The following is a 23,447-nucleotide window of genomic DNA, read 5'->3' as shown; positions in this document are numbered from 1 at the left end:
CTGCTTGGTCCACGGACTCGATTTTGCGACGGAGTTACACGTCGCGGCTTTTTGAAAGTCGGCGCACTGACTTGCGGTGCTGGCGGCTTTTCACTGGCTGATTTGATGCGTGCCGAAGCCGCTGCGGGAAAGTCATCGTCTCATAAAGCGGTGATCAATATTTTCTTAGCTGGTGGTCCACCACATCAAGATATGTGGGACATTAAAACGGAAGCGCCAAGCGAGATTCGCGGCGAGTTCCGCCCCATCAAAACGAATGTCCCGGGCATTGATATTTGCGAGGTTTTTCCACAACTCGCTCAGGTAATGGACAAGGCCGTGTTGATCCGCAGTGTGATGGGCTGTTCGGGCGGTCACGATGCAGTGCAGTGCATGAGCGGTTGGGCACCGGGTGCCTTGCAGAGTATCGGTGGTCGACCAGCGGTCGGTGCCGCCGTCGCGAAACTGCTCGGTCCCGTCGATGCGTCCGTGCCGCCTAATATTGGATTAGCCGCGCCTACTTCTCACGCACCTTGGTCGGATTCCGGATCGGCTGGTTTTCTAGGGTCGGCTCACGCGCCGTTCAAGCCGGATGGACCGGCGATGAAGAACATGACGCTCAACGGTATCACGTTGGATCGCTTAGCCGACCGCCGCACGCTACTCGCCGAAATCGACACGCTGAGGCGAGATATCGATGTCTCGGGTGCGATGGAGGGCATGGATGCGTTTGGCCAACGAGCGATGGACGTGTTGACCAGCAGTAAGCTGGTTGATGCGTTGGATTTGAGCAAGGAAGACCCTCGCCTGGTCGAGCGTTATGGCGATGGCAAACCGTACCAGTTTCAGTACGACGGTGCTCCGACGTGCAACGAGCAACTATTGGTCGCGCGGCGATTGATCGAAGCCGGAGCGCGGGTTGTTAGTCTCAGCTATGGGCGCTGGGATAGTCACGGCCAGAACTTCGATCTTGTTCGCGATCACGGCAGCAAGCTCGATCAATGCCTGAGCGCTTTGATCGAAGACCTCGACGAGCGAGGGATGCTTGACGATGTCACCGTTGTCGTCTGGGGTGAGTTCGGTCGCACGCCGAAAATCAATGCTGCCGCCGGGCGCGACCATTGGACGCAGGTGAGCTGTGCCTTCCTGGCGGGCGGCGGTATGCGAACGGGCCAAGTCATCGGTTCGACCAACCGATTGGGCGAGGTACCCCAAGATCGCCCCGTCCACATGCAGGAAATCGTGGCGACGCTTTATCACAACCTGGGCATCGATACATCGTCCGTGGCGATCGTCGATCCCTCGGGCCGACCGCAGTATTTGGTCGACCACACTCCTCTGAGCGAGTTGATTTAGTGATGCCATCACTCCGCGATTCAAATATCGTTTCTGCTCACCGCTTTCGTGGGCTTGCGCCGCTGGCAATCCCCTGTCATCGCCCCGCGATTCAGCAAACCGCTAAGGAACGAGCGGCAAATGACTGTCTGACGTTGTCGTTGAACGTTCCGCGGTCGACGATTCCGACCGCAGAGCGTTCGGTCACTTATTCTCCGCTGGATCCTAAGCGAGTCTTGGCGTGCTTCGGGCCTGGGCTGCGGCTCGTCGTGTTACTGGCGATCTCAACGCTCTTCAACGTGGGCTGGTTAATGGCGAGCGAACGTCAATCGCTATCAATCGAAACTCAACATCGACAACTGCGCGGTCGTGACGCCCGCGTGCAGCTGATCGTCACGCATCGCAGCGGCGATGACCGTATCACCGACGCCACCCACACAGTCCGGTACACCGCCGAGCCGGCCGGAATTGTTGAAGTCAGCGACGAAGCGTTAGTGATCCCACTGGCCGACGGCGAAGTCACGATCACAGCGCATGGTGATACAGGGCACGGGGAAGATATTCAGTCCACAGCGACAACCGTTCTCACTGTGTCGGGCATGGGCCAAGAACTACCACTGAGTTTTCCCAGTGAAATCGTGCCGATCTTTACCAAACTGAGCTGCAATGGTGGCGGTTGTCATGGCAAAGCTGCGGGCCAGAACGGGTTCAAGTTGTCCTTGTTGGGCTTTGAGCCGCGTGAGGACTACGAGCACTTAGTTCGTGAAGCACGTGGCCGCCGGGTCTCACCTGCCGTGCCCGAACAAAGTTTGCTGTTGCTCAAAGCGATCAATGCCGCGCCGCATGGTGGTGGACAGCGGCTAGATATCGACAGCCACGAATATCGGATGCTGCATCGCTGGATTGCCCAAGGCCTACGGTATGGCGATGGTAGCGAGCCGCAAGTGACCGGCATCGAAGTCTTTCCCGCCCAACGAAGACTGGCGCAAAACGCAACGCAGCAGCTATCGGTCATCGCCACGTACAGTGATAACACGCGTCAAGACATTACACGCGGCGTCGTCTTCGAATCCAACGACACGTCGATGGCGAATGTTTCAGCGACCGGACAGGTGACACTGAGTGATTTGGTGGGCGATGTTGCCGTCATGGCACGCTATCAAGCTCACGTCGCCGTATTCCGTGCCGATATTCCACTCTCGACGCCTGCGGCAGAGCCGCTGACACCACCCGCGAACAATCTCGTTGACGTCGCCGTTTTTAACAAACTGCGATCACTCGGTATCCCTGCCTCACCGCCCTGTGACGATGCCACATTCCTTCGCCGTGTGACTCTCGACATCGCCGGACGCTTGCCGACGTTGAACGAAACGCTGGCGTTTGAAAACGATGCGGCCAGCGAAAAACGCAGCATATTGGTCGACAATTTACTGAACAGTCGCGATTACGCCGAGCACTTTGCCGGCAAATGGAATGCGATTTTACGCAATCGCCGACAACGAGGAAATTTGCAATTCGCCAACCGTTCATTCCATGATTGGATCCGCGATAGCTTCGCCGACAACAAACCCTACGATCAGTTTGTCAGCGAATTGGTTACCGCGTCCGGCAGTGTCGCCAGCAATCCGGCTGTAGTCTGGTATCAACAAGTTCCTGATACGAATCAGCGAGTCGAGGACACGGCCCAATTGTTCTTGGGGCAACGGGTTCAATGCGCTCGTTGTCACCACCATCCGTATGAAAAGTGGAGCCAAGCTGACTACGCGCATCTGGCGGCATTCTTCACCACCGTGTCACCGAAGGCTGCGGGTGATTCGTTGACGCCCGATTTCTTCGCTCGCGTGGGTGGTGCCTCCTCGCCGCATCCGAAAACGGGGCAAGCACTGCTACCGGCAGGCCTGGGCGCAGCCGCGCAAACCATCGCGATCGACGACGATCCCCGCGTACATTTAGCGGACTGGATGACTGATCCCGAGAATCCGTTTTTCGCGAAAGCGCTGGTCAACCGATATTGGAAGCACTTTCTAAGTCGCGGATTAGTCGAGCCCGAAGACGACATGCGAGTCACCAATCCACCCTCCAATCCGGAGCTGCTCGATGGACTCAGCGCCGCGTTCATTCAATCCGGCTACGACCTCAAATCACTGATCCGGTTGATCGTGACTTCACAAACGTATGCGGTCGCCAGCGAGCCGCTCGACGAGAACCTCGGGGATCGTCGAAGTTACTCGCGGTTCTATCCCAAACGGATGCGTGCCGAAGTGTTATTGGACTCGGTGAACGCGGTGACGCAGTCCAAAACGTCCTTCACCGGAATGCCCATTGGTACACGCGCCGTGGCCTTGCCGGACACGTCGTTTGATTCGTATTTTCTCAATGTATTCGGGCTGCCGATGTCTAAAACGGCGTGTGATTGTGAACGTGCCAGCGATGCGAACCTTTCTCAGAGTTTGCATCTGCTGAACTCCGAGGAAATGCAGACGAAACTCAGCGAGGACGGTGGCCGCGCCGCCACGATGGCAGCGGATGAATCACTCAGCGACGAGGTAAAGACCACCGAATTATACCGTGTGGCACTGTCGCGGTCGCCGACGGCCCCTGAACTGAAGGCCATACTAACCTACCTGGGCAGTAAGCCGAATCGGCGTGAGGCTTACGAGGACATCGTGTGGTCGTTGCTCAACTCAAAAGAGTTTCTGTTCATTCACTAACAGGCTTGCTGCCGTCGCGCCCGCGACGAAACACCGCCGCAGAAGTCATCCAACATTAAAAAGCCTGACTCCCTTCTACCCAAGCCTGGCGGGGCGAGGGGAGACACTGGTTTCACGTTATATCGATTTACTCATGCATACCTGCCTACGTGGCTCGTTCGTCGCAGTCGTCTCGTTCACCGTCTCTGTGTTCGCATTGGTCGCACCTGCGTTTGCCCAGTTTCTGCCGATCGAACTGCGTTCGCTCTCTCAGTCGGGTGCCGCGATCGGAACGACCACAGCAGTCGACGTCGTGGGGGGCGATCGTACAGACGAAGTCGACCGTTTGCACTTTACCCACTCTGGTATCACGGCCAAGGTTCAAACACTCGATCCGCTGCCATTTTCTCAAACGCGATTGCCCAACTACGGCCACTTCGATGTCACGGTCGCGGCGGACGTTCCGGCCGGCCGTTACGAAGTTCGCGCCAGCGGTCGACATGGTGTCTCGAACCCGCGGTACTTCTTCGTCAGTGCGCTGCCCAATGCGCCGCCCGTGGCGATCAGCCAAGACGCGACGCAGCCGACCCCACTGTCGCTGGCAACACTCTTGCACGGAACGTGCGCCGGTGTGTCACCGCAATACTTTTCGCTTACGGTAGCCGACCAGCAATCCATTCGCATTGAACTGCTCGCCCAGCGACTGGACTCGCGGATGATCGGACAAATCCAGGTATGTGATGGTCGCGGCCGCATCATTGCCGACGAGCATGGTGCCGACGGGTTTGATCCATCTCTCGTGCTCGAATCGCTGAGTCCAGGAGACTACTTGGTCGTGATTAACGACTATTTGTATCGCAGTGGCGACGAATATCATTATCAGTTGCTCGCCCAAGACGCCGCGAGTTCATTACCGGTTTTGACGCCGGAGTGGGGTGAGCCGAGAACTTCGGCCAACCCGCAGCCGATCACATTGCCGCATGTCGAATCGTGGCTCCTGTCGCCGCAACACGTCGCCAGCGAGTTCGAGTTCCCGGCCAACGAAGGCGATGCGATTGGTATTGACGTCCAGTCTCAACAGTTTGGTGAACCCACCGACGTGCGACTGAGTGTTCAACGCGTCGAAATCGATGCTGCAGGCAGCACGGTTTTGCATGACATTTTCGTCGCCGATGACAGCCGTGAGCTGACGGACGGTGTGCTTCGTTTACATTGCAAAGACCCGACTGCATTCTTCATAGCACCCGCCACTGCCAGCTATCGTGTGGAGGTACGTGATTTGGATACTGGCTCGGAATTGAGCGACCAGAAACGTCTTCGCTTGCGTGTGCAAGCGGTGCAGCCACGATTTGAACTGGTCGCCTACACACCTTTCCCGAACCTCGATGTTAGCCAAGCCAAACCGTTCGGTTCCAAGTTGTTTCGCGGTGGCACCGAAGCTGTTCGCGTGTTCGCGATCCGCCGCGATGGTTTTACAGGACCAATCATCGTCACCGTCGAAAACTTGCCTGCCGGTGTGACGGCGGCGCCCGTGACCATCGCTCCGAACCAGGCACAAAACGAAATCGTCCTTTTCGCCGCCGACGATGCACCAGCGAATATTGGTGAGATTCAAATTATGGGGCGCAGCGATGACTCGACGCTGACTGCCTCCGCGACATACGAAGTCCTCAACCATCCGCGGGACGATCAGCATGATTCGGTACAGTCGCGATTGACATCACAACTAGTGATTGGCGTCAATGACGTTGATACGTCGCCGATTTCGATCGCTTGGGAGGGGCCAGCTGGGGTGGACGTCAAACACGGCGGAACGCTGTCGTTGGTCGCCAAGTTGACTCGCCGTGAGGGTGCCGCTGCACCGGTCGTGCTCCGCCCCCGCCATTTGCCGATCGGTGCGACCGCCGTAGAGATAACGATCCCCGCTGACCAGACCGAGGGGACCCTGCAAATCCAAATTCCTGCCGCAGTTGCCTTGGGAACTCACACGCTTTCCGCGCAAGCGGAAACGAGCATCAAGCTGAAGCCCAATCCGCAGTCGTTCGAGCGCGCCCAAGCTTACCGGGCCCACCTGCAGGGACTTCATGACGATCCCGCTCATGCGGGCGACCTCGAAGCGATCAAGGCAGCAATCTTGATCGCCGACCAACGCGTTGAAGCCGCCCGAGCGACCGCCAACGAACAGCCGCTGACCGCGTTCATTCCCACGCCCACTGTTACCTTCCGAGTCGTTGAACCCTGATGATGAATGACAATAGCGATCACGCCTGGTTGCGTGTTCCAGCGTGGTCCAGACCATTAGCGACCGCAGTGACGTTGATGTTTGCAACTCTCGTCTCCGCTGCTGAACTTGAGTTGCCGTTGCCGGTTGCCGAGACCCAACGCAGCGCACCCGTTGACTTTGCTACGGACATCCTCCCGCTAATCAAACGCAATTGTCTGGCGTGTCATCACGAAAAAGAAGCCGAAGGCGGTCTGGTTCTAGAATCGCTCGCTGCTGTGCTGGCCGGTGGTGACACGGGTCCAGGCGTGGTGGCTCACGATGCCTCTTCGAGCTTAGTGTTTGCACGCGCCACCGGTGCCGAAGAACCGCTCATGCCGCCTGAAGACAACGCAGTCGGCGCAGTCCCATTGACCGCCGAAGAACTCGGGCTGTTGAAACTGTGGATTGAACAAGGGGCTGTCGGCAATGACGCTGCAAAAATGCAACCGATCCAGTGGCAACCGATTCCGGAATCGATTCGCAGTGTTTATGCACTGGACATTGCGCCCGACAACACACTGGCCGCCATTGGTCGTGCCAACCACGTTACCATCGTTGATTTGAGTACTCACGCGGAAGTTGGCCAATTAGTCGACCCCGGTTTGAAGATGGGCCAAGTTGCGGATGTGGACTTGATTCAGTCCATCGCATTTGCGCCGGATGGAAATCGCATCGCCACCGGTGGCCTTCGTACTGTCCGGCTGTGGAGGAAAACGCCAGCGGAAGTGTCCCCTCCTCTATCGCCGCTTGCAGCTGCCGCTGGTCTGGTCGCCACCAACGACGACCAAACATCCGCCGCAATCGTCAACGCGATCGGCGACGTTGAAGTTTGGGATCTGGCAGATCGACAGCGATTACACCTACTCAGTGGACATGCCGAAACCGTTACCGGATTGGCATACGCAACTCAAGCAAACTGCGTCATCGTCGGACAACAGTTCGGCGTGTTGACTGTTTGGGACGCAGCGACGGGGACCAAGACATGTGAATACGATACACAATCAGTGATTCATGATTTAGCTGCTGTTAGCGATGGCACACTGATTGCCATCCTCAACGCAGCGAGAAATGTCGAACTGCTGCAAGTCGTACCCGCTAGCGAAACCGAATCCGCGAAGATCCAACGCGTCCACCAATCGCTCGGTGAAATTAGTGATGCGTTGGCGGTGGAATTGATGTCGCTACCGTCGCCTTTGGCGATCGTGGCCAGCGAGTCTGCCGGGGTGGTTTGTATCGAGCCGGGCAGCAACCAAAACGTGCGAACGATTAACCACGAAGCGGTCGTCAATGCGATCGCGCTTTCTACCGACCATACCAAACTGGTCACCGGCGGACGTGACGGTAAAGTTCGCGTTTGGAATGTTGCCGATGGTCAGCCGGTTTCGACGGCACAAGGCTCTCAGACATCGCACATACTCGTCGATTTGGCTGTGCGCGACGCAGCCCGTCAAACGGCCGAAGTTGCACGGTTAGCTGCGAAAACCGTGCAACTCGAAGCTCTGCTCAAGCAAGAAGACGAAGCACTGGTGAAAGTCACCGAAGCGCGAGACAAAGCGACCCTGGCAGTTGCGGAAGCGACCGCAAAACACGTCGCGGCGACGGCGCTCGTCGCGACAACTCAAGCTGTATTGGACGCCGCGAACGTCAAAGCTGCCAATGCGCTGACTGCCGATGCGAAAGTCATCGTGGACAAGGCGACCGTTGATTTGGAAACGCACAACAAAGCCGCTGCTGTGACCGCGGAAGCGAAGACGAAGAGCGAAAGGGAGTTGATGAATCGCGAGCAGGCGCTCGCAGCTGCAACAGCGGCCCAGCTTGCTGCGAACGCAGCCATCTCCGCTCACCAATCGATGATCGCAATTCAAACGCGACGTGCAGAACGACTCAGCGAAATCGAGAAGCAAGTTCAACAACAATTTGCTGCCGCACCCGCGATCGTTGCCGTCACGATCAGTCCCGACGCCCAGCGGATCGCTGGCGTGGCTGTGGACGGTGCCACGCGGGTTTATGCGACCGCAGATGGGCTGCCGCTTCGCGAGTTTTCCGCCGCCAGTATCAATGACACCTCTGATTTGCTTTGGGTCGCAGACTCGTTGTCTGTATCCGCGCCACGACACCGCTCGGAACTGTTCTCCGTAGCCCAAAATTGGCAACTCGAACGAACAATCGGAGCGGTGGATTCACCGCTCTTGAGCGATCGTGTGACGGCGTTGGACTTCGGACGCGACGGATTGTCGTTGGCCGTGGGCAGCGGCGCACCGAGCCGAGCGGGTGAAGTCAAAATTTTCGCAGTGCCCAGTGGCGAGTTATTGCGGGACTTCGGTGACGTTCACAGTGACACGGTCCACACGCTGGATTTCTCACCCGATGGCCGCATACTTGCCAGTGGTGCTGCGGACAAAACGATCCGCTTGCTAAACATTGCCACCGGACAGACTGACCGAACCTTGGAAGGACACACCCATCATGTCTTGGGCGTGTCTTGGCAAGACAACGCTCGAACACTCGCATCGGCCAGTGCCGATTTGTCGATCAAGGTCTGGGATGTGGAGTCGGGGCAAGTGAATAGAACGATCACTGGTTTTCCCAAAGAAATCACGTCGGTTGAATTTGTGGGCACGACCAATCAGATCATCGCGGCACTGGCCCACGGCGAGGTTCGCTTGATCGATACGTCCAACGGGGCAGCGGTGCGAAACTTTGGTGCCAACGGCGACTTCCTGTTCACAGCGCGAGTCTCCGATGATGGAAAGAAGATCATCGCCGGTGGGCAGAGCGGAGTGATTCGCATCTGGGATTTCGAGAACGCCGCCGTGATCGCGGAGCTGCCATAAGACGTCAACAAGGTCCCACGCAGCATTGAGGAGGTGCCCTGATCCCGGGCGTGCTCAGGGCGTAGGATGGCCTGCTCCAGCAGATCGCCAGCGGCACGACCGGATACTCGCCTACCCCACAGCGACGCGGGCGAGGTGACGATGTTTGCGTCCCGCGGACTCGGGCGAGAACGTCTGTTTGAGTTCGGAGCGGTACCCCAGTCGATGACGAGCAACGCTTCGCTGAGCAACACTACCGAGAAACACGGCACTTCTTCGAGCGGCTTGAATTCTCCATCGCAAGGGCCGAGCGGATCGTGATGCTGGTAGCGGTTTACTTGAGAAGCTGTTCTGGGCCCCACCACCAGCACCGTTGATAGGTGTGGGTGAGAAATATCGACGCAGAGGCGCGAGAGTCGGCGAGACGCAGAGAAGCCAAAGGGAGAGAGGCCGTGACGGGTTGGGAAATTCTCCGGAGATGGCGAGCAAACGCTACGCGTTGATGATGAAGGCCAGTTTCGACTGAGCCGTCAACGACGGAGCCGAGATGGTAGGCGTGACGATGACACTGCCTATGGCGAAACTCGTGCCCTGAGCCGTGCACGAACAGAGGCCGCAACATGGGTAGGTTCCCGCTCGCGTGGTCCGTCGCCATCTTGGCGTCCGAATCCGCCCGGTTCTCGTCTTTTGACTCCATGCCGTTGATGGCAGTGCGCGTAGCGACCATGACAACGTGGCGTGCGGCTGGGGCAAGATCGGTTGTTACCCGGGAACCCGTTCAAGGACCTGAAGACAGGATCAGACGGCAGCTACGCGCCCGGGAAATGGCTCCTGAGGGTGCAGTGTATGTCCAGGCGCGATACGGCCATGCCGACAACATTCTCACCACCCTGATCAAGATCATCACCCGAGCCGGTTTGGTCCCATGGGAAAAGCCGATGCAGAATCTACGTGCGACCCGTGAGACCGAATTGCTCGCACACTATCCCGCGAAGGATGTCACGAGCTGGCTGGGCAATTCTCCGGACGTGGCGAACCGACATTACGCGATGACGATGCAGTCGAGTTTCGACCGGGCTGTCGTGGAGGGTGCCAAGATCATCGGAGTGACTACGACTCCACCGCAGGTGAAGTCGGCTGAGGTGGTGGATTCAAAAGCACCACCAAATCCACCACCGACTGTGCAGGACAAGGGCGGAAACCCCGAGACACGAAAAAAGCCGATTGAAGAAATCCCCGTAAATGACTGGGTATGTCTTCAATCGGCTCTTGTTGACTTGCCATTAAGCTACCCCGCTAGGACTCGAACCTAGAATGGCTGGACCAAAACCAGCTGTGTTGCCAATTACACCACGGGGTAGTGGTGGCGAGGAGCTGTGGTCAGTTCCTCGTTGTGGGCGGAGTTTAGCATTCCCACGCGAGTTGCTAAAGAGGACTCTGGCAGTTTCTCAGCCGTTGGCGGAAAATTTTTCCTTGGAATGCGTTTTTGCGGGATTCCCCGCACAACTAACCCATCAACGCGGTCACCGCCTGGCCCTTTACCAGCTCGCGGGGCTGGTTGAGGTGGTTGTAGACGAGAGTTTCGGGGGCGATTCCGAAGCTGTGGTAGATCGTTGCGAGCAGTTCGGCGGGGTGGACTGGATTTTCAACGGGGGCGGATGAGGTTTCATCGCTTTTTCCGTACACCAATCCACGCCGCATGCCGGCTCCCGCCAGAATCGCGGTGTAGCAATAGGGCCAGTGGTCACGCCCGTCGTCGGAATTATTGTTTCCGCTGGTGCTCACCCCTCGCTGGGGACTGCGACCAAATTCGCCCACGGCCACGACAAGGGTTTCGTCGAGCATTCCGCGTTGATCGAGGTCTTCGATCAGAGTCGTCAGTCCCGCATCGAGCATGGGTGCCGATTGGGTTTTCATCCGCTTGCTAAGGTCTTTGTGGTGGTCCCAGGAGTGGTTGTCGCTGTTGGCGACCTTGGGCCAGATGACTTCGACGACCCTTGTACCTGCTTCGACGAGTCGTCGGGCAAGCAGGCAGCTCTGGCCGAAGGTATTGCGTCCATAGGCGTCGCGCAAGACGTCGTCTTCGTCGCTCAGTTTGAATGCGTCGCGGGCCCGCCCGGAGATGATCAGCGACAAGGCGCGGTCGTAGTACTGGTCCAGCTGAAAGCTCTCGACGGCCTGATTGATCGCTGGCATCTGCTCATTGAGCAGCTGTCGTAGGTTCGCACGCCGTTCCAGGCGAATATCAAAGACCTCGTCGCGTAGGCTGAGGTCGTCGGTGCGAATCCGCTGCATTTTGTCCATCGACATGTCGTCGCCGCTGGGATAGAGCGTGTAGGGGTCGAACGCTTTGCCGAGGAATCCCGCTGTGCCGCCTTTGCCGATCACGTTGGATTCCTGCAATGGTCGCGGCAGCATCACGAAGGGCAGCATCGGTTCGTCGATGGGACGCATCTTGACAATGTTGCTGCCAAAATTGGGAAAGTCTTTGGGCGAGGGGGGCTCGAGTTGTCCGGAGGGACTGACTTTATCAGTCGTGTACCCCGTCATCATTTGATAGATCGCCGCGGTGTGATTGAACAAACCGTTGGGGGTGTACGACATCGAGCGAACCGTTGTGAACCGGTCGTTGATCTGACTGAGCCGAGGCAGGTTCTCAGTAAACTTGACGCCCGGGATTTTGGTGCTGATCGGTGCAAACTGACTGCGCACATTATCCGGCACATTTTCTTTGGGATCCCAGAGATCGAGTTGACTAGGACCGCCCTGCAGATAGACCATGATGATCGATTTCGCTTTATTCCAACCTGGGCCCCCGGTGGACCCACCCGCATTCGATGCCCCCTGAGCGGACTGGAGTTGCAGCAATTGTGGGAGTGACAAACCAAGCATCCCGGCACCCCCGACACGCAGGAAGCTTCGCCGTGTCGATCCCAACTGGGAATCACAGAGGTCTTTGCCAGGATGGCCTTTGAATGACAACATAGGAGTTCCTTTATCTAGCTATTCGCTACTAGCGATTTGCTACAAGCGAATGGTAACGAGCGGCAAATCGGTGACTGAACCGTCCGCGATCGGGATTTTCGACCGCGGAGCGTTCGACCACAATTCAGACAGTAATTTTCCGCTCGGTCCTAAGCACAAATAGCTCGATGCTCTGTTAGTGATTGAATAAAAATGCGGAGGAGTTGATCAGTGCCCACACGAGGTCCTGGGTTGCGGTTAAACGAGCGTGGATTCGCTGGTCTTCACTTCGCTCAACATTTTGACGAAGCGTGATCAGATCAGCGTCCTCGACCGTGGTAACCGCCAGACGTTCCAGGCGGGACTGCAGCGCGACGACCGTTTCGTCCGCTGGGACGGGCTTGCTGGCCACAGCGACCTGGGCCTGGGCAGCTTGGATACGATCGTCTTGAGATTGCACGTAGTCATGGAGCCGTTTCGTCTGGGCCTCGGTACGGTGCTCGGCCGGCGCAGTCGAGGCGATCGCGAGTGACTCGGTGGTGCTCAGCGGAATGTCGCCATCGTGAGTCGTCAGGCTGATCCGAAACCGACCGAGCAGGTGGTTGGCGGCCGAGTGGTTTTGCGAGATGACAAAGCGTAGGCGTGTTTTGTTGTCCACGTTTGTCGGCAGTTTGTCCGCAAACTGAAAAGTCGCCCAATGGTCTCGAGGTAGCATTGGGGACACGGCCCAGCCGTTTTGATTTCCGGCTTTACCATCGAAGGCAAGATCAATGGAAAATCCAGCTTGCAAGTAATCGGCCTTGCCGCCGGCGACTTTCACAACGGGAAGCTTTTCGAGGGCGATGGCGGGGTCCGTCCCGGCCCGGACGGTGATTTCGGTGACAACAAAATTCCCGTTGGCAGGCAGTCCAGGACCGCCGCCGGGAAGCGATTCATCGGCAATCGCTTCGATTCGGAATCCTGTAATTTGCTGCAGATCTGTTTCAAAATCGAGTGTGTACGTCGCCTTTGCATCCGTCCCCGTCGCCAGCAGACTGCGGTCGGGCAGCACACTGAGCACAACGTTTCCGCTGGCGGAATAGGCATGCGGGGCGACCGGGAACCATTCCGGATCTCCCTCGGCTCGGTTTTTCGCGATCCAGGCCTCGACAGCATCGGGGACCGCCGCGAGGGCGGCAGCGAGTTTCTCTTTCGCCTGTGCGATCGCGACGTTCCGTTGGTCGGCCAGACGAGTTTGTTCCTCCGCGATCTCTGCCTGGCGGGCCGCCAACTGAGATTCCACTTCCTCCAAAGCGGTCTGGCGTGCCGATTCGCGTTTGAGGAATTCGACCTTCCAATCCGCCTCGGCAGTAGCGAGTCGTGCAACGAGTCGATCGTGATCGGACTGGATCTGCTGGGACATGGCCGTGAACGCCGCGACTTCGGCCGATGTCGGCGTACGCCCAATCGCACGCAGGAAAATCTCATCCGCGATTGCTTGGTCGGTGGGGTGCTCGGCGACGATTTCTCGCAAATCATTCTGCGGGTCGTCAATCGCCACACCAATGGTTGGACCGCTAATCAGTGCCATGACTGGGCCGAGTTGCAGTTCATCGCTGCGTTCGCATTCGCATGCGGTCTCGCGGACAGGACGTCCGAGGTTGGCGAGGAAGCCGTCGGGTGACGTCACGCCAGCATCGGTAGCCGCGGCAGCGCGAGACCCCGCGGGCATCCCGGGCAGATTGCTGATCGAACCGGTCAGGGCGTGCACCGCATCATAAATCACCTCGGCAGGCAACCGTCGCGGTGTCGCGTGAGAATAGTTTTGCCGGTCGTCTACGTTCAGCGGGTTCGTCTCGACGGACAAGCCGTACGTTCGCGATTGGCAGATCAGCCGAATCAGCGCTCGCGAATCGAATCCCGAATTGATGAACTCTTGGGTAAGGTAGTCCAGCAACTCCGGGTTGGTTGCTGGGTTCCCCGCGCGAATGTCATCGATCGGTTCGATCAAGCCCACCCCGGTAAGGTATGCCCACATCCGATTGACGTAACTGCGTGCGAAGTAGGGGTTATCCGGGTGCGTGATCCAGGCGGCGAGTTCTTCACGGCGGGTTGGTTTGGCCTTGGCACCGCCACCGGTTTCACTACGCACCGAGGTCAAGGTTTTGTCGTCCTCGGTGGGCTGCGCCGACGTTGTCAGCTCGTACGGGAAGGACGGTTGGGCGGAGTCACCTGTACGTTCGTGCTGGACCTCGGTCGTCGTGGTGTCGTCGATGATTTCAAACAGCGGCGTGGGTTTTTCGACGGCTGACCCACCGACCTTGCGGTCGCCCGATGCGGGATCAGGCTTGCGATTGACGTGCGCGAAAAAAGCGGCCAGCTCGTAATATTGATCCTGTGTCCAGCGTTCGAACGGATGGTCGTGGCACTGGTTACAATTGAAACGGATTCCCAAGAACAGCTGCGTCGTATTCTCCATGGTCTCCTTGGGCGTCCGTAACACTTTGTAATACGAGGCTGGCGGATTGGCTTGGTTGGATCCAGAGGCCGTGAGAATTTGGCGAACGACTTCATCGTAGGGACGGTTTTGCTTGACCGCCTCGCCAATCCATTCTCGATATGTCCGGCTACCTTCGACACCGAGAAACTTGCGATTGACCTGCAGCAGATCAGCCCATTTATTAGTCCAGAAGACGATAAAGTCTTCGTTGCCGATGAGTTGATCGATGACCTTCGCCCGTTTTTCCTGGGTCGGTGTCGGGTCGGCGAGGAACTGACGGACCGCGACACTACTGGCAGGTAATCCGGTAAGGTCCAGATGAATCCGTCTTAAGAAAGACGCGTCATCGGTAATTTCGCTCGGGACAATCTTCATCCGCTCCCACTTCTCTGCCACCAGCTCGTCAATACGATTCCAAACCGGTGCCTCAGGAGTGATGTAGCCATCGCGATTGCCCATCACCGTCAGCGTGGTTGCGGCATAGGCACCTTCGTAGCGTGCGAGCACGGGTGCTTCGCCACGACGGATGGCGTGCAAGACGGCGCCGGGGTGTGCCGTTGCCACCTCCGTATTGCCGCTCTCAATGACTGCTTCCCGCGTGACATCCCGCGACGTATCGTCGGCGTAATGTGCGACAACTCGCACCTGTTGTCGCGCCGTGATCGACTGGACAACCGGATTTTGGGGAAACAGTTCGAGTGATGTCACGCGTGGTGTGTCGAGTTGTAATCCAGACCCCGCCGCAATCCACTGTCGTAGGATCGCGTGGTAGGGATCTCCCGTTGAGACCAGCGTCCCACCTTCGTGCGGAGAGAGGCCCAACGGTTTGCGAAGCATCAGCGAGCTCTCCGGCGCAGCGGGATTGATCCGCCGCGCGGCGAGGTCGTCAGTGAGCGCCCGGATGTCAAAGATGGGGTCATAGCCACGTAAGGACAAACGGAAACCGTTCTTGCCTTTCTGCGCACCATGACAGGTGCCTTGGTTGCACCCGAGTCGACTGAGCACCGGATTGACATCACGAATGAAATCAACGTCGACATTCTCATGGCCCGCGTTCTCAAACGGGATCGATGCTTGGTGTTGACCGATTTTGACGATGAGTTCCCCCGCCGCGTTGGATTGAGGTCGAATCAGGGCACCGGTTTGCACCGCGAAAGCAGGGTGCGGTTGGATCTCCAATTGTTCGGTGACGTCGACAGATTGACCGTCCTTCAGCGTCGCAACGGCAACGATCTGGACATACTCATAGGGCGAATTCAATCGAATCTTGGAGGGTGAAACCGTTAGTGACGCGATCGCATCCTCTGGGATATTCGTCGGCTCGGTGGATGATGCCTCAGGGGAGGTTGCGCGTTCAGTCAACCGCTTCGCTGTTTTCTCGTTCTGGAGACGTGTCCACTGCTCAGCATCAAAAGAGTCCGTGGCCAACGAATGTCCGGCGGTAAAATCAGCGACCGTATGTTCGGCCAACAGGGCGCCAGCGGGATCCAGGTGACGGACCACGCCGTCGCTGGCCCCGATCCAGACGCCGCCGTCATCCGAAATATCGAGACTGTAAGCAGCGAGTCCCGGCAGTTGGTATTGCATTGTCTGCTCGGCCGTCTGCTTGTTCGCCGGGGTTTCTGGATCGATGCTGTATCGCCACACTCGCACTTCGCTATCCCCGTCGATCGACGCGATCGCAGCAACGTGGTTGCCGCTGCTGCTGACGGCAACGGCATTTATCCGTCCAACCATCGCCGGCAGTCGCTGGAGCAAATTCGCGTCATCGCCAATTTTCCGTGCGGAGTTACGGAATACGCGATAGATCTTCACGACGCCATCGGCACCACCGACGACAATCTCGTCGCGAGACGGATGGATCGTGACACTCGAGAGTCCACCGGACAATGCGCCGGGTGTGATCGAAGTCACGTTATCGATGAAACGTTGGGTCGATATCTCGGTGAGCTTGCACGTCATGTCCCGCGCAACAGAAACCAGGTGCTTTCCGTCATTGGTAAAAACGGTATCGCGGATCCAGTCTTCGTGGGCACCTTGAAAAAGAACCTGGTCGCCAGTTCCCACGTCGAACGCCCGCACGGTGTTGTCGTTGGCACCGAGTGCGATCCGTTGATCGTCGGGTGACCATGACACCCCGGTGAGCGTGTCGTAGGTGATCGTTTTGGAGAGTTCGAGGAGTCCACTTTCCACGTTCCAGACTTGGAGTTCGCCGATCTCGCCTGGCGTTCCGCCCACCGCGGCAAGCCTCGCGCCGTCGTGTGAAAATGCGACCGAGTTGATTCGCGGGCTCATGCCGACGAGTCTCGATCGATGCTTGCCCGATGCGGGTTCGATCAAGATGACTTCGAAATGACCCGCGATCGCGAGCGTCTTCTCATCCGGCGATAGATCGATGGAGGGGATTGTCGGTGGGCCGAGATATTGCGGCGGATTCGACGAGGTGTAGCGTGGGCCCGACGGAGCGGAGAGATCGCTGGTTGCCCCTTCGTCAATCCACCTGCGAATCAGCTTGATCTCGCTGGGGCCGAGCGGCCGTTGGGGGGATTTCGGCATTTCGGAGACACCGTCATGCGGCATGATCTGCATGACCAGGTAGCTCGCTTCCGCATCACCAGGCACAATCGCCGGTTCCCCTGACTCACCACCTCGGATCATCGCATCAAACTCGGTCATCCGGTATTCACCGAGTTGTTTTGCGCCCTGGTGACACCCAAAGCACTTCGTCCGCAGTAGCGGTAGAATTTCAGTCTGGAAACTAACCGGTGTGGCGTTGATCGGGGCATCCTCCGCCGCCCCTGGTGGGGCTAAAGCGAGGCTGGATACCAACCCCACGGCTGCAAGGATCGATCGAGCGACAAAAGATCGATTTCGCTGAGCGGACACATTGGTCTTATCAATCACGACGATATTCCTCAAAAATTTGGAACGATCATCGCCGATCCTATTCAGAGTCTATCGAATAGGTAGCCATTAGGTGGGCGGCAGGCGGGGAGTGGGGGCCCGTTAAGGTGGCCACCACGCACTTAGCGTCAATCTAGTGGTGCGGACTTTGGCGGTCAAGGAAGATTTCCGCTGGGCGAACGCATCCTAGCTATTTTCAGGCCAGCCGTCTTTCAGGATTTTTTTCATTGCTGCCAAGGTCTGCTTGCTGACGTGGTGCTCGATGCCTTCGCTATCGATCGCAGCGGTCTGCTCGCTGACGCCCATCTTTCTCAAAAAGGACTTTACGATTTCGTGTCGCTGCCGCGATTTCACTGCCAATCGCCGTCCCGCCGCAGTGAGGTCGATTGGTTGATAGGGTTCGGTATGCACCAACCCGTCACGCTGTAGCCGTGAGATCGTATTGTTGACCGTAGCGTGTGTGACTTCGAAATGGCTGACCAAATCCATCGCACGGCAAATGCCCGACCGCTCGATCGCATCGGCAATCGCCTCGACATAGTCCTCGGCCACCTCGCTGGCGTGGTCGAGCCGGGTTCGGTGATGGCTGGGGACAGACATGGCGGCAAGTCAACTTTTCCAATGTAGCGGGCGGGGCGGAATAGAATATCCGATGCCTCATCATCGTGGAAGTTTGCATGAGCACCATGCCCTGATTTTTTGTAGCCGTGATCTTGAGCGACCGCGAACGAATCGACCGAGTCGCAGGTGCTCGCCAGAACGTGGATGATACCCTCTGGCGAGACGTGGCTAACTAGAGTCAGACGCGTTCTAAGGTCTCGGAGTCAATTAGCGGCTCAGCGAACGAAGTCGTTTGTAGCAGACCGCCATTCGCTGGTGATCATCGAAGCAATCAAAAATGCAGATCAGCCGCCACAGGCAGCACTCGCAATCGAGATCGACGTAGTCGTCGGATACGACCTCGCAAACCATTTGATACGCTTCACGGGGCATGTCCATCCGGATCATCAAAGTCGCGGCGGTTACTCGAAACTCTGCAATTTGAGGTGCCAGCAAGATGGCTCGTTCGACAGATTTCAAGCATTCCGATGGGAACTCGCCGAGTCGCGATTGAATGGCCGAAAGCTCGTGCCATAACAATGGCTCCTGGCGATCACGAGCCAGAGCGTTGCGGATCACGTCGGCTGACAGTTCGGGATGTCCGAGCGTCATCAGGTCATGCGAAATCAATCGAGACATCGCGGTGGCCAACGGGGCGGATACGCCGACCGTATAGAGCAGGCCGATGGCAGTTCGTTCCCGTCCGATTGCCAAGTACTGCAACGCCATGACCCGCGAGGACCATACTTCGAGCGGCACCAGTTCGCGGGCCCGCTCAAAATAAAAGACCGCTAGATTCGGTCGTCCCGCTTGTGCTTGCAGAAGTCCTCGTAGTTCCCATGCACCGCCGTGGTGAGGATGAACTCGGCAAATGATGTCGAGCTGTTCGAGCGCGGCATCGATATCCCCCGCAGACAGCACCAACGATAGGTCGTCGTAAAGTTGCTCAGCGGTGGGCTGGTTCATTGAACTTGCCATCGGGTCGATCTCCAGTGACAGAGTGATAGCCGAGTTCTCCCCGGCAGGTCGGGAATGCTTGGTGTCTTCGGACGCGTTGTCGGACCGGAGCCTACACGTTTCACTGGACAATCGACTGCGGGTTCTCTGCGTTTGTGCGAGAGAGTGAACGCAGCTGCCTTGATGAGATTTCTGAGATAGACAGCGACGGTCGCAAGGACAGTGATCATGCCAAAGCCTGCACAGATGAGTGCCCCATGCAAGAGAATCAACGAAAGGAAACTCATTGTTGGATTCCCCAAGACGGAGATGTCGCAGTGGCGGATTGCCCCTCTCGGATGCGTGTTGCCTTGTCTTCGCAATCGTCGGCCAAGTCCAAGAATCCGCGGCGGCCGAGCAGACCGCTAATCCGCGACAAGCAGCTTGCACAGGTCACTCGCTCAACATCGTCTTCATGGAACGTTCCGAGGGCGAAGATGGCCTCATCATCACGGTTGAGCTGGATGAGCAGCGATACCAGACCGATCCGGTAGTGCAAGTTGCCGGGATCGAGCTGCACAGCACGCTGCGTCAATGCCTCCGTTAAGTACAAGGGTTGGCCCGAACGCGCCGAGTAAAAGCCCATGTCGTAGTACGCTTGGGCGACCGAGTCATCCTTTTCGGTGACCCATTCGCAGACCTGCATCGCGAGTTGGGGTGAGTCGATCGCCTCAAGTCCCGCGGCGATCTGGAGCATTAACGCAGCCGGTAACTCCCTGCGAATTGCCATTTGCAAGTACAGGTCACGCGCCAGATCGATCCGGCGCAACTCCGCATAGCAGGACGCCAATACAATCCGAGTTTCGTCCGAGACCGGCGAGACTAGGCTCGCCTTCTCGATCGCATCGGCAGCCTCACGTGGCCGACCGAGATCGTGGCACGCCAACCCAAGTAACTCCAGCCAAGGGCCCTGTTCTTTCTCGGGCCCCCCGTCGTCGGCGGGCTGCTCTACCGCTTGGCTCGCCATCGCGACGACCTCAGCGAGCCGTCCCGCCTGATAGCGTGACCGAGCCAGCCGTAAACGCTCGACGCCGGCGAATTGCTGCGCTCGAAATTCCATCTCAGACATGATAAACCACCGATCTGCAAAGGCAGTCCTGCCACATCGGGCCAGAACTGCGCGTCAAGAAGCCCCACGCATCAATCGTGATGAGCGGGGGCAACCTGGGCGTGGCTGGCTGTATGATCTCGAGGCTGACCCGAAGCGGGCACATCGCGATCACACTAGCTTGCTGCGTCGCCAGCAATTGCTAATGAGAATTGCTCGCAATAGTACGCGGTCCATGTTTGAGTGTCAAGCGAATGAAGAAACAAAATGGTTTCGAGCCGCGCCGAATTGCCGGAGGAAGCCACTCAGGTGAGCAAAACCCGCTCGGTGTCGAAATGTCACCCAGATGCACCCACTCCTTTTCAACGGATTGTCCGAGCTACCCGGTGTGTTGCGGACCTACAATGCTGTCATGCCCATTCTCGGACGTAAAACGGAGCAGGCAAACGATCCGCTGTTTCCGACCCAACCCACACTGCTGAAGCCGTTGGGGAAAAACGAACAGGACCTTTCTGATTCTTGAGACCTTCGTGAAATCGTTGGAAGAGCCCAAGTTGAGAGTTTGGGCACCACGCCTGCCCATCGCGGGTGCGGGTGAGTAGTGATCCCGGTTCACGGACAACAGCTCCCGATGGCGGTTGACGCGTTGGGTGATGCTGGTAACAATCCCGCCGTCCAAGGTGATTGGATCGGTTTCTGCCGATCTGGTTAACAGGGAACTCCGGTGCAATCCCGGGACGGTCCAGCCGCTGTGTTCCACCTGCGATAGAAATTAATCGCACCCGACGCTCTTTCTTTTGAAGTGCCATTGCCCGCCCAGTGCTCGTCAAGCCTCGTGCTTTTCAAGTCTTGTGCAGGTGAGAAGGCAGAGAGTGTTCAGGATGGTGGTGAGTCAGAAGACCTACCTTGAGCAAGACGTTTCCGTGCCTTCTCGGATTGAGGCAAACGTTGCAGTGCGCTGGTTTCGAACATTTGTTCGAAACTCCCCACAGGCTCACTGGATGATCCATTCCATTCTGCGTTCGTGCTCGCTCGGCGAGGTGATTCGGTTGTGGAGTTGCGTTCCCACGTAGCGTCGACCGAGAGCTGAGCCTTGCCAACGAAGCAGTGTGTACCTGCGTCAAGGTTTTCTGATGTCCACTCTTCGCATTTCTGCGTTCTTGTTCCTGTCGTTGGTCTGTGTGATGCACACCCACGCGGGCGTCTACTCCAGCCATTCTGGATTCACTCCTGGAGCCACTGACAATCCCATTGCCCGAGGCGATATAGCGACGTTTGAGTCGTGGGTAGTCGACTACCGTCCCTCGCCGGGAGTCGGACCGAATTTCCAAGACTTTTCGGCGGGGCTGACATCGTTGGGAGACCGGTACAGCCCGGTCGCACGGCCGGGCGGAATCGGTACGGGTTTCGATTCACGCTACCGACCCGCAACGGGTACCAAGCCCAACGCGTTCCACGCTGGACTTGGCAGCAGCACGTCGTTCGGCGGCGATGTCAACGACCCCAGTGATACCTATGGTTTCCTTGGCATCGACGGTGCGGGTTCGATCACACTGGGCTTCGAGACTCCGATTGCCGATGGCGTTGGCGCCGACTTCGCCGTATTTGAAAACGGTTTTGGATTTGGCGGTCCCACCTCGCTATTCGCGGAGCTGGCTTATGTCGAGGTATCGTCCAACGGTAGTGACTTTCTGCGGTTCTCATCGATTTCATTGAACACGGCACCGACCGTCGCAATGGGGGCATTTCAAGGGTACGACGCTACCAATATTTATAACCTGGCTGGTAAGCATGCCAACAATTGGGGAACGCCATTTGATCTGAGCGAATTGTCGCCGAGTGCGTTGGTTCAATCGGGTGCGCTGGATCTCAATAGCATCCGATACGTACGTCTGGTCGATGTGGCGGGCAGCGGGGATCTCATGGATGGAAACGGTATTCCTGTCGCGGGGATTGATCGAGACTCATTGGGCAATGCCATTCTAGACAACTACGCCACGTTCGACTCAAGCGGGTTTGACTATGTCGGTCTCACCAAAGGGGCGGTGGGTGTGCTCAATGTGGCGGCGGTCCCCGAACCAGCCAGCTTTGCGATTTTTGCGGTGGCGACGTGCGGGCTGTTGTGGCGTCGGCGAAGACGTACGTTGAACTCACTGCGATCGTGGCTTGTGTCAGTCCGATGAGCAGCTTCTTTCAATCAACTCGTGTCGACTCATCCGCTGATGCTGTCGAGTCACCTTGCAACCTGGTCTGCACGCTCGACAGTGAGGCGGTCTGTATCGGCTGTGGTCGGACAAACGACGAGATCGTAGATTGGTCGTCGCTGGACTCTGACCAGCAGTCGGTTGTGATTGTGGCCGCTCGCTCGCGTCGGCAGTCGCGGCGGCCATGTGCTGGTCACGATCGTACCGCATTCACACTGACCGAGTTGTTGGTTGTGATTGCGGTGATCGGAGTGCTGGTTGCTCTGCTATTGCCCGCCGTGCAATCGGCTCGCGAGGCGGCGCGGCGAATTCAGTGCGCCAATCATCTCAAACAGGTGGGACTTGGTTTCCACAGCTACCACTCCACCTTTGAGAAGTTCCCTGTTGGTGGCGCGGGGGCAGTGAGTGCGACGAACGTCTTTCTCCGAACGATGTGGCGGCCGAGTTGGGGAGCCTCGCTGTTGCCCTATATCGAGCAATCAGCGTTGTCAGAGAAAATTGATATGGACGTTCCCTATCTCGACGACGTCAATCACGCTGGCGGTGCGGAAGTCGTGCCGACCTATCTGTGCCCGTCCGCTCCGAAGTCAACGCTGCTGCGTCCCAACGGCGACACGCCCACATCGACAGTGATGTTCGCGAGAACGGATTACGGTGGGAACTATGGTGAACGTGGTCTGCGCTGCCCGCCGCTGCACAATTGTCAAAACAACTACTCCGACATCGGCATCACCGATGGTGTTGGGCGCGGATCGCTCCTCTTCGGGAAAGACGGGCAACTGGCGGTTAAGTCGTTTCTCGATGGTACGTCCCACACGATCATGGTCGGCGAGGCGCCTGAAGGATTGCATTCCATTTGGATTGGCCACAAGAACCTCTTTGACCAGAGTGCGCCGATCAGTGCCCAGGTGGTCCCCGGAACGAAGTGGCAGTCATGCGTTTCCTTCTTAAAAAGTCACGAGGGGAACTTTTGCGACTTCGGGCAAGAGTTCCACAGCTACCACGCTGGAGGCGCGATGTTCTTGATGGCGGATGGCTCGACACGCTTCGTGACTGAACAACTTGATCTGAAAGTCTTCGCGGCATTGCTCTCTCGCCGTGGTGGCGAAGTGATCCCGCAATTTTGAGCACAACAGAAACCATTCGAAACATCTCGTTTGCACCACGTGCCC

General features: G+C 57.6%; 13 protein-coding genes, 1 tRNA gene and 1 riboswitch. Of the genes, 8 read left to right on the top strand and 6 right to left on the bottom strand.

Annotation, left to right across the window (positions count from 1 at the left end; all coding sequences use genetic code 11):
* The first annotated feature begins 105 nt into the window (after positions 1 to 105).
* From SH410x_RS14185 to SH410x_RS14165, 5 genes are all read left to right on the top strand, one after another.
* Positions 106 to 1,335, top strand: a complete 1,230-nt coding sequence (locus SH410x_RS14185; RefSeq protein ID WP_473677120.1) for a DUF1501 domain-containing protein — start codon at positions 106 to 108, stop codon at positions 1,333 to 1,335.
* A 2-nt stretch (positions 1,336 to 1,337) separates the two neighbouring features.
* Positions 1,338 to 4,025 carry a DUF1549 domain-containing protein gene (locus SH410x_RS14180; RefSeq protein ID WP_473677119.1) on the top strand — a complete coding sequence of 896 codons (2,688 nt, stop codon included), beginning with the start codon at positions 1,338 to 1,340 and terminating at the stop codon, positions 4,023 to 4,025.
* Between the two features lie 133 nt (positions 4,026 to 4,158).
* On the top strand, positions 4,159 to 6,246 hold the full coding sequence (locus SH410x_RS14175; RefSeq protein ID WP_473677118.1) for a hypothetical protein: 2,088 nt from the start codon (positions 4,159 to 4,161) through the stop codon (positions 6,244 to 6,246).
* A gap of 2 nt (positions 6,247 to 6,248) precedes the next feature.
* Positions 6,249 to 9,101, top strand: coding sequence for a WD40 repeat domain-containing protein (locus SH410x_RS14170; RefSeq protein WP_473677117.1), 2,853 nt, complete (start codon positions 6,249 to 6,251; stop codon positions 9,099 to 9,101).
* Positions 9,102 to 9,904: 803 nt separating this feature from the next.
* On the top strand, positions 9,905 to 10,393 hold the full coding sequence (locus SH410x_RS14165; protein ID WP_473677116.1) for a hypothetical protein: 489 nt from the start codon (positions 9,905 to 9,907) through the stop codon (positions 10,391 to 10,393).
* Here the strand turns inward: SH410x_RS14165 and SH410x_RS14160 are convergent.
* The 6 genes from SH410x_RS14160 to SH410x_RS14135 all read right to left on the bottom strand — a co-directional run bounded on the left by SH410x_RS14160 (position 10,369) and on the right by SH410x_RS14135 (position 20,092).
* Positions 10,369 to 10,440: transfer RNA gene (locus SH410x_RS14160), tRNA-Gln, on the bottom strand. The genes SH410x_RS14165 and SH410x_RS14160 overlap by 25 nt on opposite strands.
* A 146-nt stretch (positions 10,441 to 10,586) precedes the next feature.
* Positions 10,587 to 12,065: a DUF1501 domain-containing protein gene (locus tag SH410x_RS14155; RefSeq protein ID WP_473677115.1), complete on the bottom strand. Its 1,479-nt coding sequence runs from the start codon at positions 12,063 to 12,065 to the stop codon at positions 10,587 to 10,589.
* 175 nt (positions 12,066 to 12,240) lie between these two features.
* Positions 12,241 to 17,427 carry a DUF1549 domain-containing protein gene (locus SH410x_RS14150; RefSeq protein WP_473677114.1) on the bottom strand — a complete coding sequence of 1,729 codons (5,187 nt, stop codon included), beginning with the start codon at positions 17,425 to 17,427 and terminating at the stop codon, positions 12,241 to 12,243.
* Positions 17,428 to 17,613: 186 nt separating this feature from the next.
* Complete coding sequence (mntR, locus tag SH410x_RS14145) at positions 17,614 to 18,027, bottom strand: manganese-binding transcriptional regulator MntR (RefSeq protein ID WP_473677113.1); 414 nt, start codon at positions 18,025 to 18,027, stop codon at positions 17,614 to 17,616.
* Positions 18,028 to 18,255: 228 nt separating this feature from the next.
* The gene (locus SH410x_RS14140; RefSeq protein ID WP_473677112.1) at positions 18,256 to 19,005 is read right to left on the bottom strand and encodes a tetratricopeptide repeat protein; all 750 of its coding nucleotides are present in this window, start codon (positions 19,003 to 19,005) and stop codon (positions 18,256 to 18,258) included.
* A 262-nt stretch (positions 19,006 to 19,267) separates the two neighbouring features.
* Positions 19,268 to 20,092, bottom strand: coding sequence for a tetratricopeptide repeat protein (locus SH410x_RS14135; protein WP_473677111.1), 825 nt, complete (start codon positions 20,090 to 20,092; stop codon positions 19,268 to 19,270).
* A 325-nt stretch (positions 20,093 to 20,417) separates the two neighbouring features.
* Here SH410x_RS14135 and SH410x_RS14130 point away from each other — a divergent pair, with 325 nt between their 5' ends.
* From SH410x_RS14130 to SH410x_RS14120, 3 genes are all read left to right on the top strand, one after another.
* Positions 20,418 to 20,594: a hypothetical protein gene (locus SH410x_RS14130; RefSeq protein WP_473677110.1), complete on the top strand. Its 177-nt coding sequence runs from the start codon at positions 20,418 to 20,420 to the stop codon at positions 20,592 to 20,594.
* Positions 20,595 to 20,732: 138 nt separating this feature from the next.
* Positions 20,733 to 20,994, top strand: a riboswitch (cobalamin riboswitch).
* Positions 20,995 to 21,204: 210 nt separating this feature from the next.
* Positions 21,205 to 22,254 carry a PEP-CTERM sorting domain-containing protein gene (locus tag SH410x_RS14125; RefSeq protein WP_473677109.1) on the top strand — a complete coding sequence of 350 codons (1,050 nt, stop codon included), beginning with the start codon at positions 21,205 to 21,207 and terminating at the stop codon, positions 22,252 to 22,254.
* Positions 22,251 to 23,402 (top strand): DUF1559 family PulG-like putative transporter, encoded by a 1,152-nt coding sequence (locus SH410x_RS14120; protein ID WP_473677108.1) that lies wholly within the window; start codon positions 22,251 to 22,253, stop codon positions 23,400 to 23,402. The genes SH410x_RS14125 and SH410x_RS14120 overlap by 4 nt, the downstream gene beginning before the upstream one ends.
* The last annotated feature ends 45 nt before the right edge of the window (positions 23,403 to 23,447 follow it).

It is taken from the genome of Rhodopirellula sp. SH410 (genome assembly GCF_055811895.1).
The sequence above is the reverse complement of the archived record's forward strand: the minus strand, read 5'-3'. Positions and strand labels throughout refer to the sequence as shown.

Excerpts from the sequence above, each read along its gene's own strand:
- SH410x_RS14140 (WP_473677112.1), bottom strand. The coding sequence starts at position 19,005 with ATGGCAAGTTCAATGAACCAGCCCACCGCTGAGCAACTTTACGACGAC.
- SH410x_RS14155 (WP_473677115.1), bottom strand. The coding sequence starts at position 12,065 with ATGTTGTCATTCAAAGGCCATCCTGGCAAAGACCTCTGTGATTCCCAG.
- SH410x_RS14130 (WP_473677110.1), top strand. The coding sequence starts at position 20,418 with ATGCACCCACTCCTTTTCAACGGATTGTCCGAGCTACCCGGTGTGTTG.
- SH410x_RS14185 (WP_473677120.1), top strand. The coding sequence starts at position 106 with ATGCGTGCCGAAGCCGCTGCGGGAAAGTCATCGTCTCATAAAGCGGTG.
- mntR (WP_473677113.1), bottom strand. The coding sequence starts at position 18,027 with ATGTCTGTCCCCAGCCATCACCGAACCCGGCTCGACCACGCCAGCGAG.
- SH410x_RS14125 (WP_473677109.1), top strand. The coding sequence starts at position 21,205 with ATGTCCACTCTTCGCATTTCTGCGTTCTTGTTCCTGTCGTTGGTCTGT.
- SH410x_RS14175 (WP_473677118.1), top strand. The coding sequence starts at position 4,159 with ATGCATACCTGCCTACGTGGCTCGTTCGTCGCAGTCGTCTCGTTCACC.
- SH410x_RS14120 (WP_473677108.1), top strand. The coding sequence starts at position 22,251 with ATGAGCAGCTTCTTTCAATCAACTCGTGTCGACTCATCCGCTGATGCT.
- SH410x_RS14170 (WP_473677117.1), top strand. The coding sequence starts at position 6,249 with ATGAATGACAATAGCGATCACGCCTGGTTGCGTGTTCCAGCGTGGTCC.
- SH410x_RS14135 (WP_473677111.1), bottom strand. The coding sequence starts at position 20,092 with ATGTCTGAGATGGAATTTCGAGCGCAGCAATTCGCCGGCGTCGAGCGT.
- SH410x_RS14180 (WP_473677119.1), top strand. The coding sequence starts at position 1,338 with ATGCCATCACTCCGCGATTCAAATATCGTTTCTGCTCACCGCTTTCGT.
- SH410x_RS14165 (WP_473677116.1), top strand. The coding sequence starts at position 9,905 with ATGGCTCCTGAGGGTGCAGTGTATGTCCAGGCGCGATACGGCCATGCC.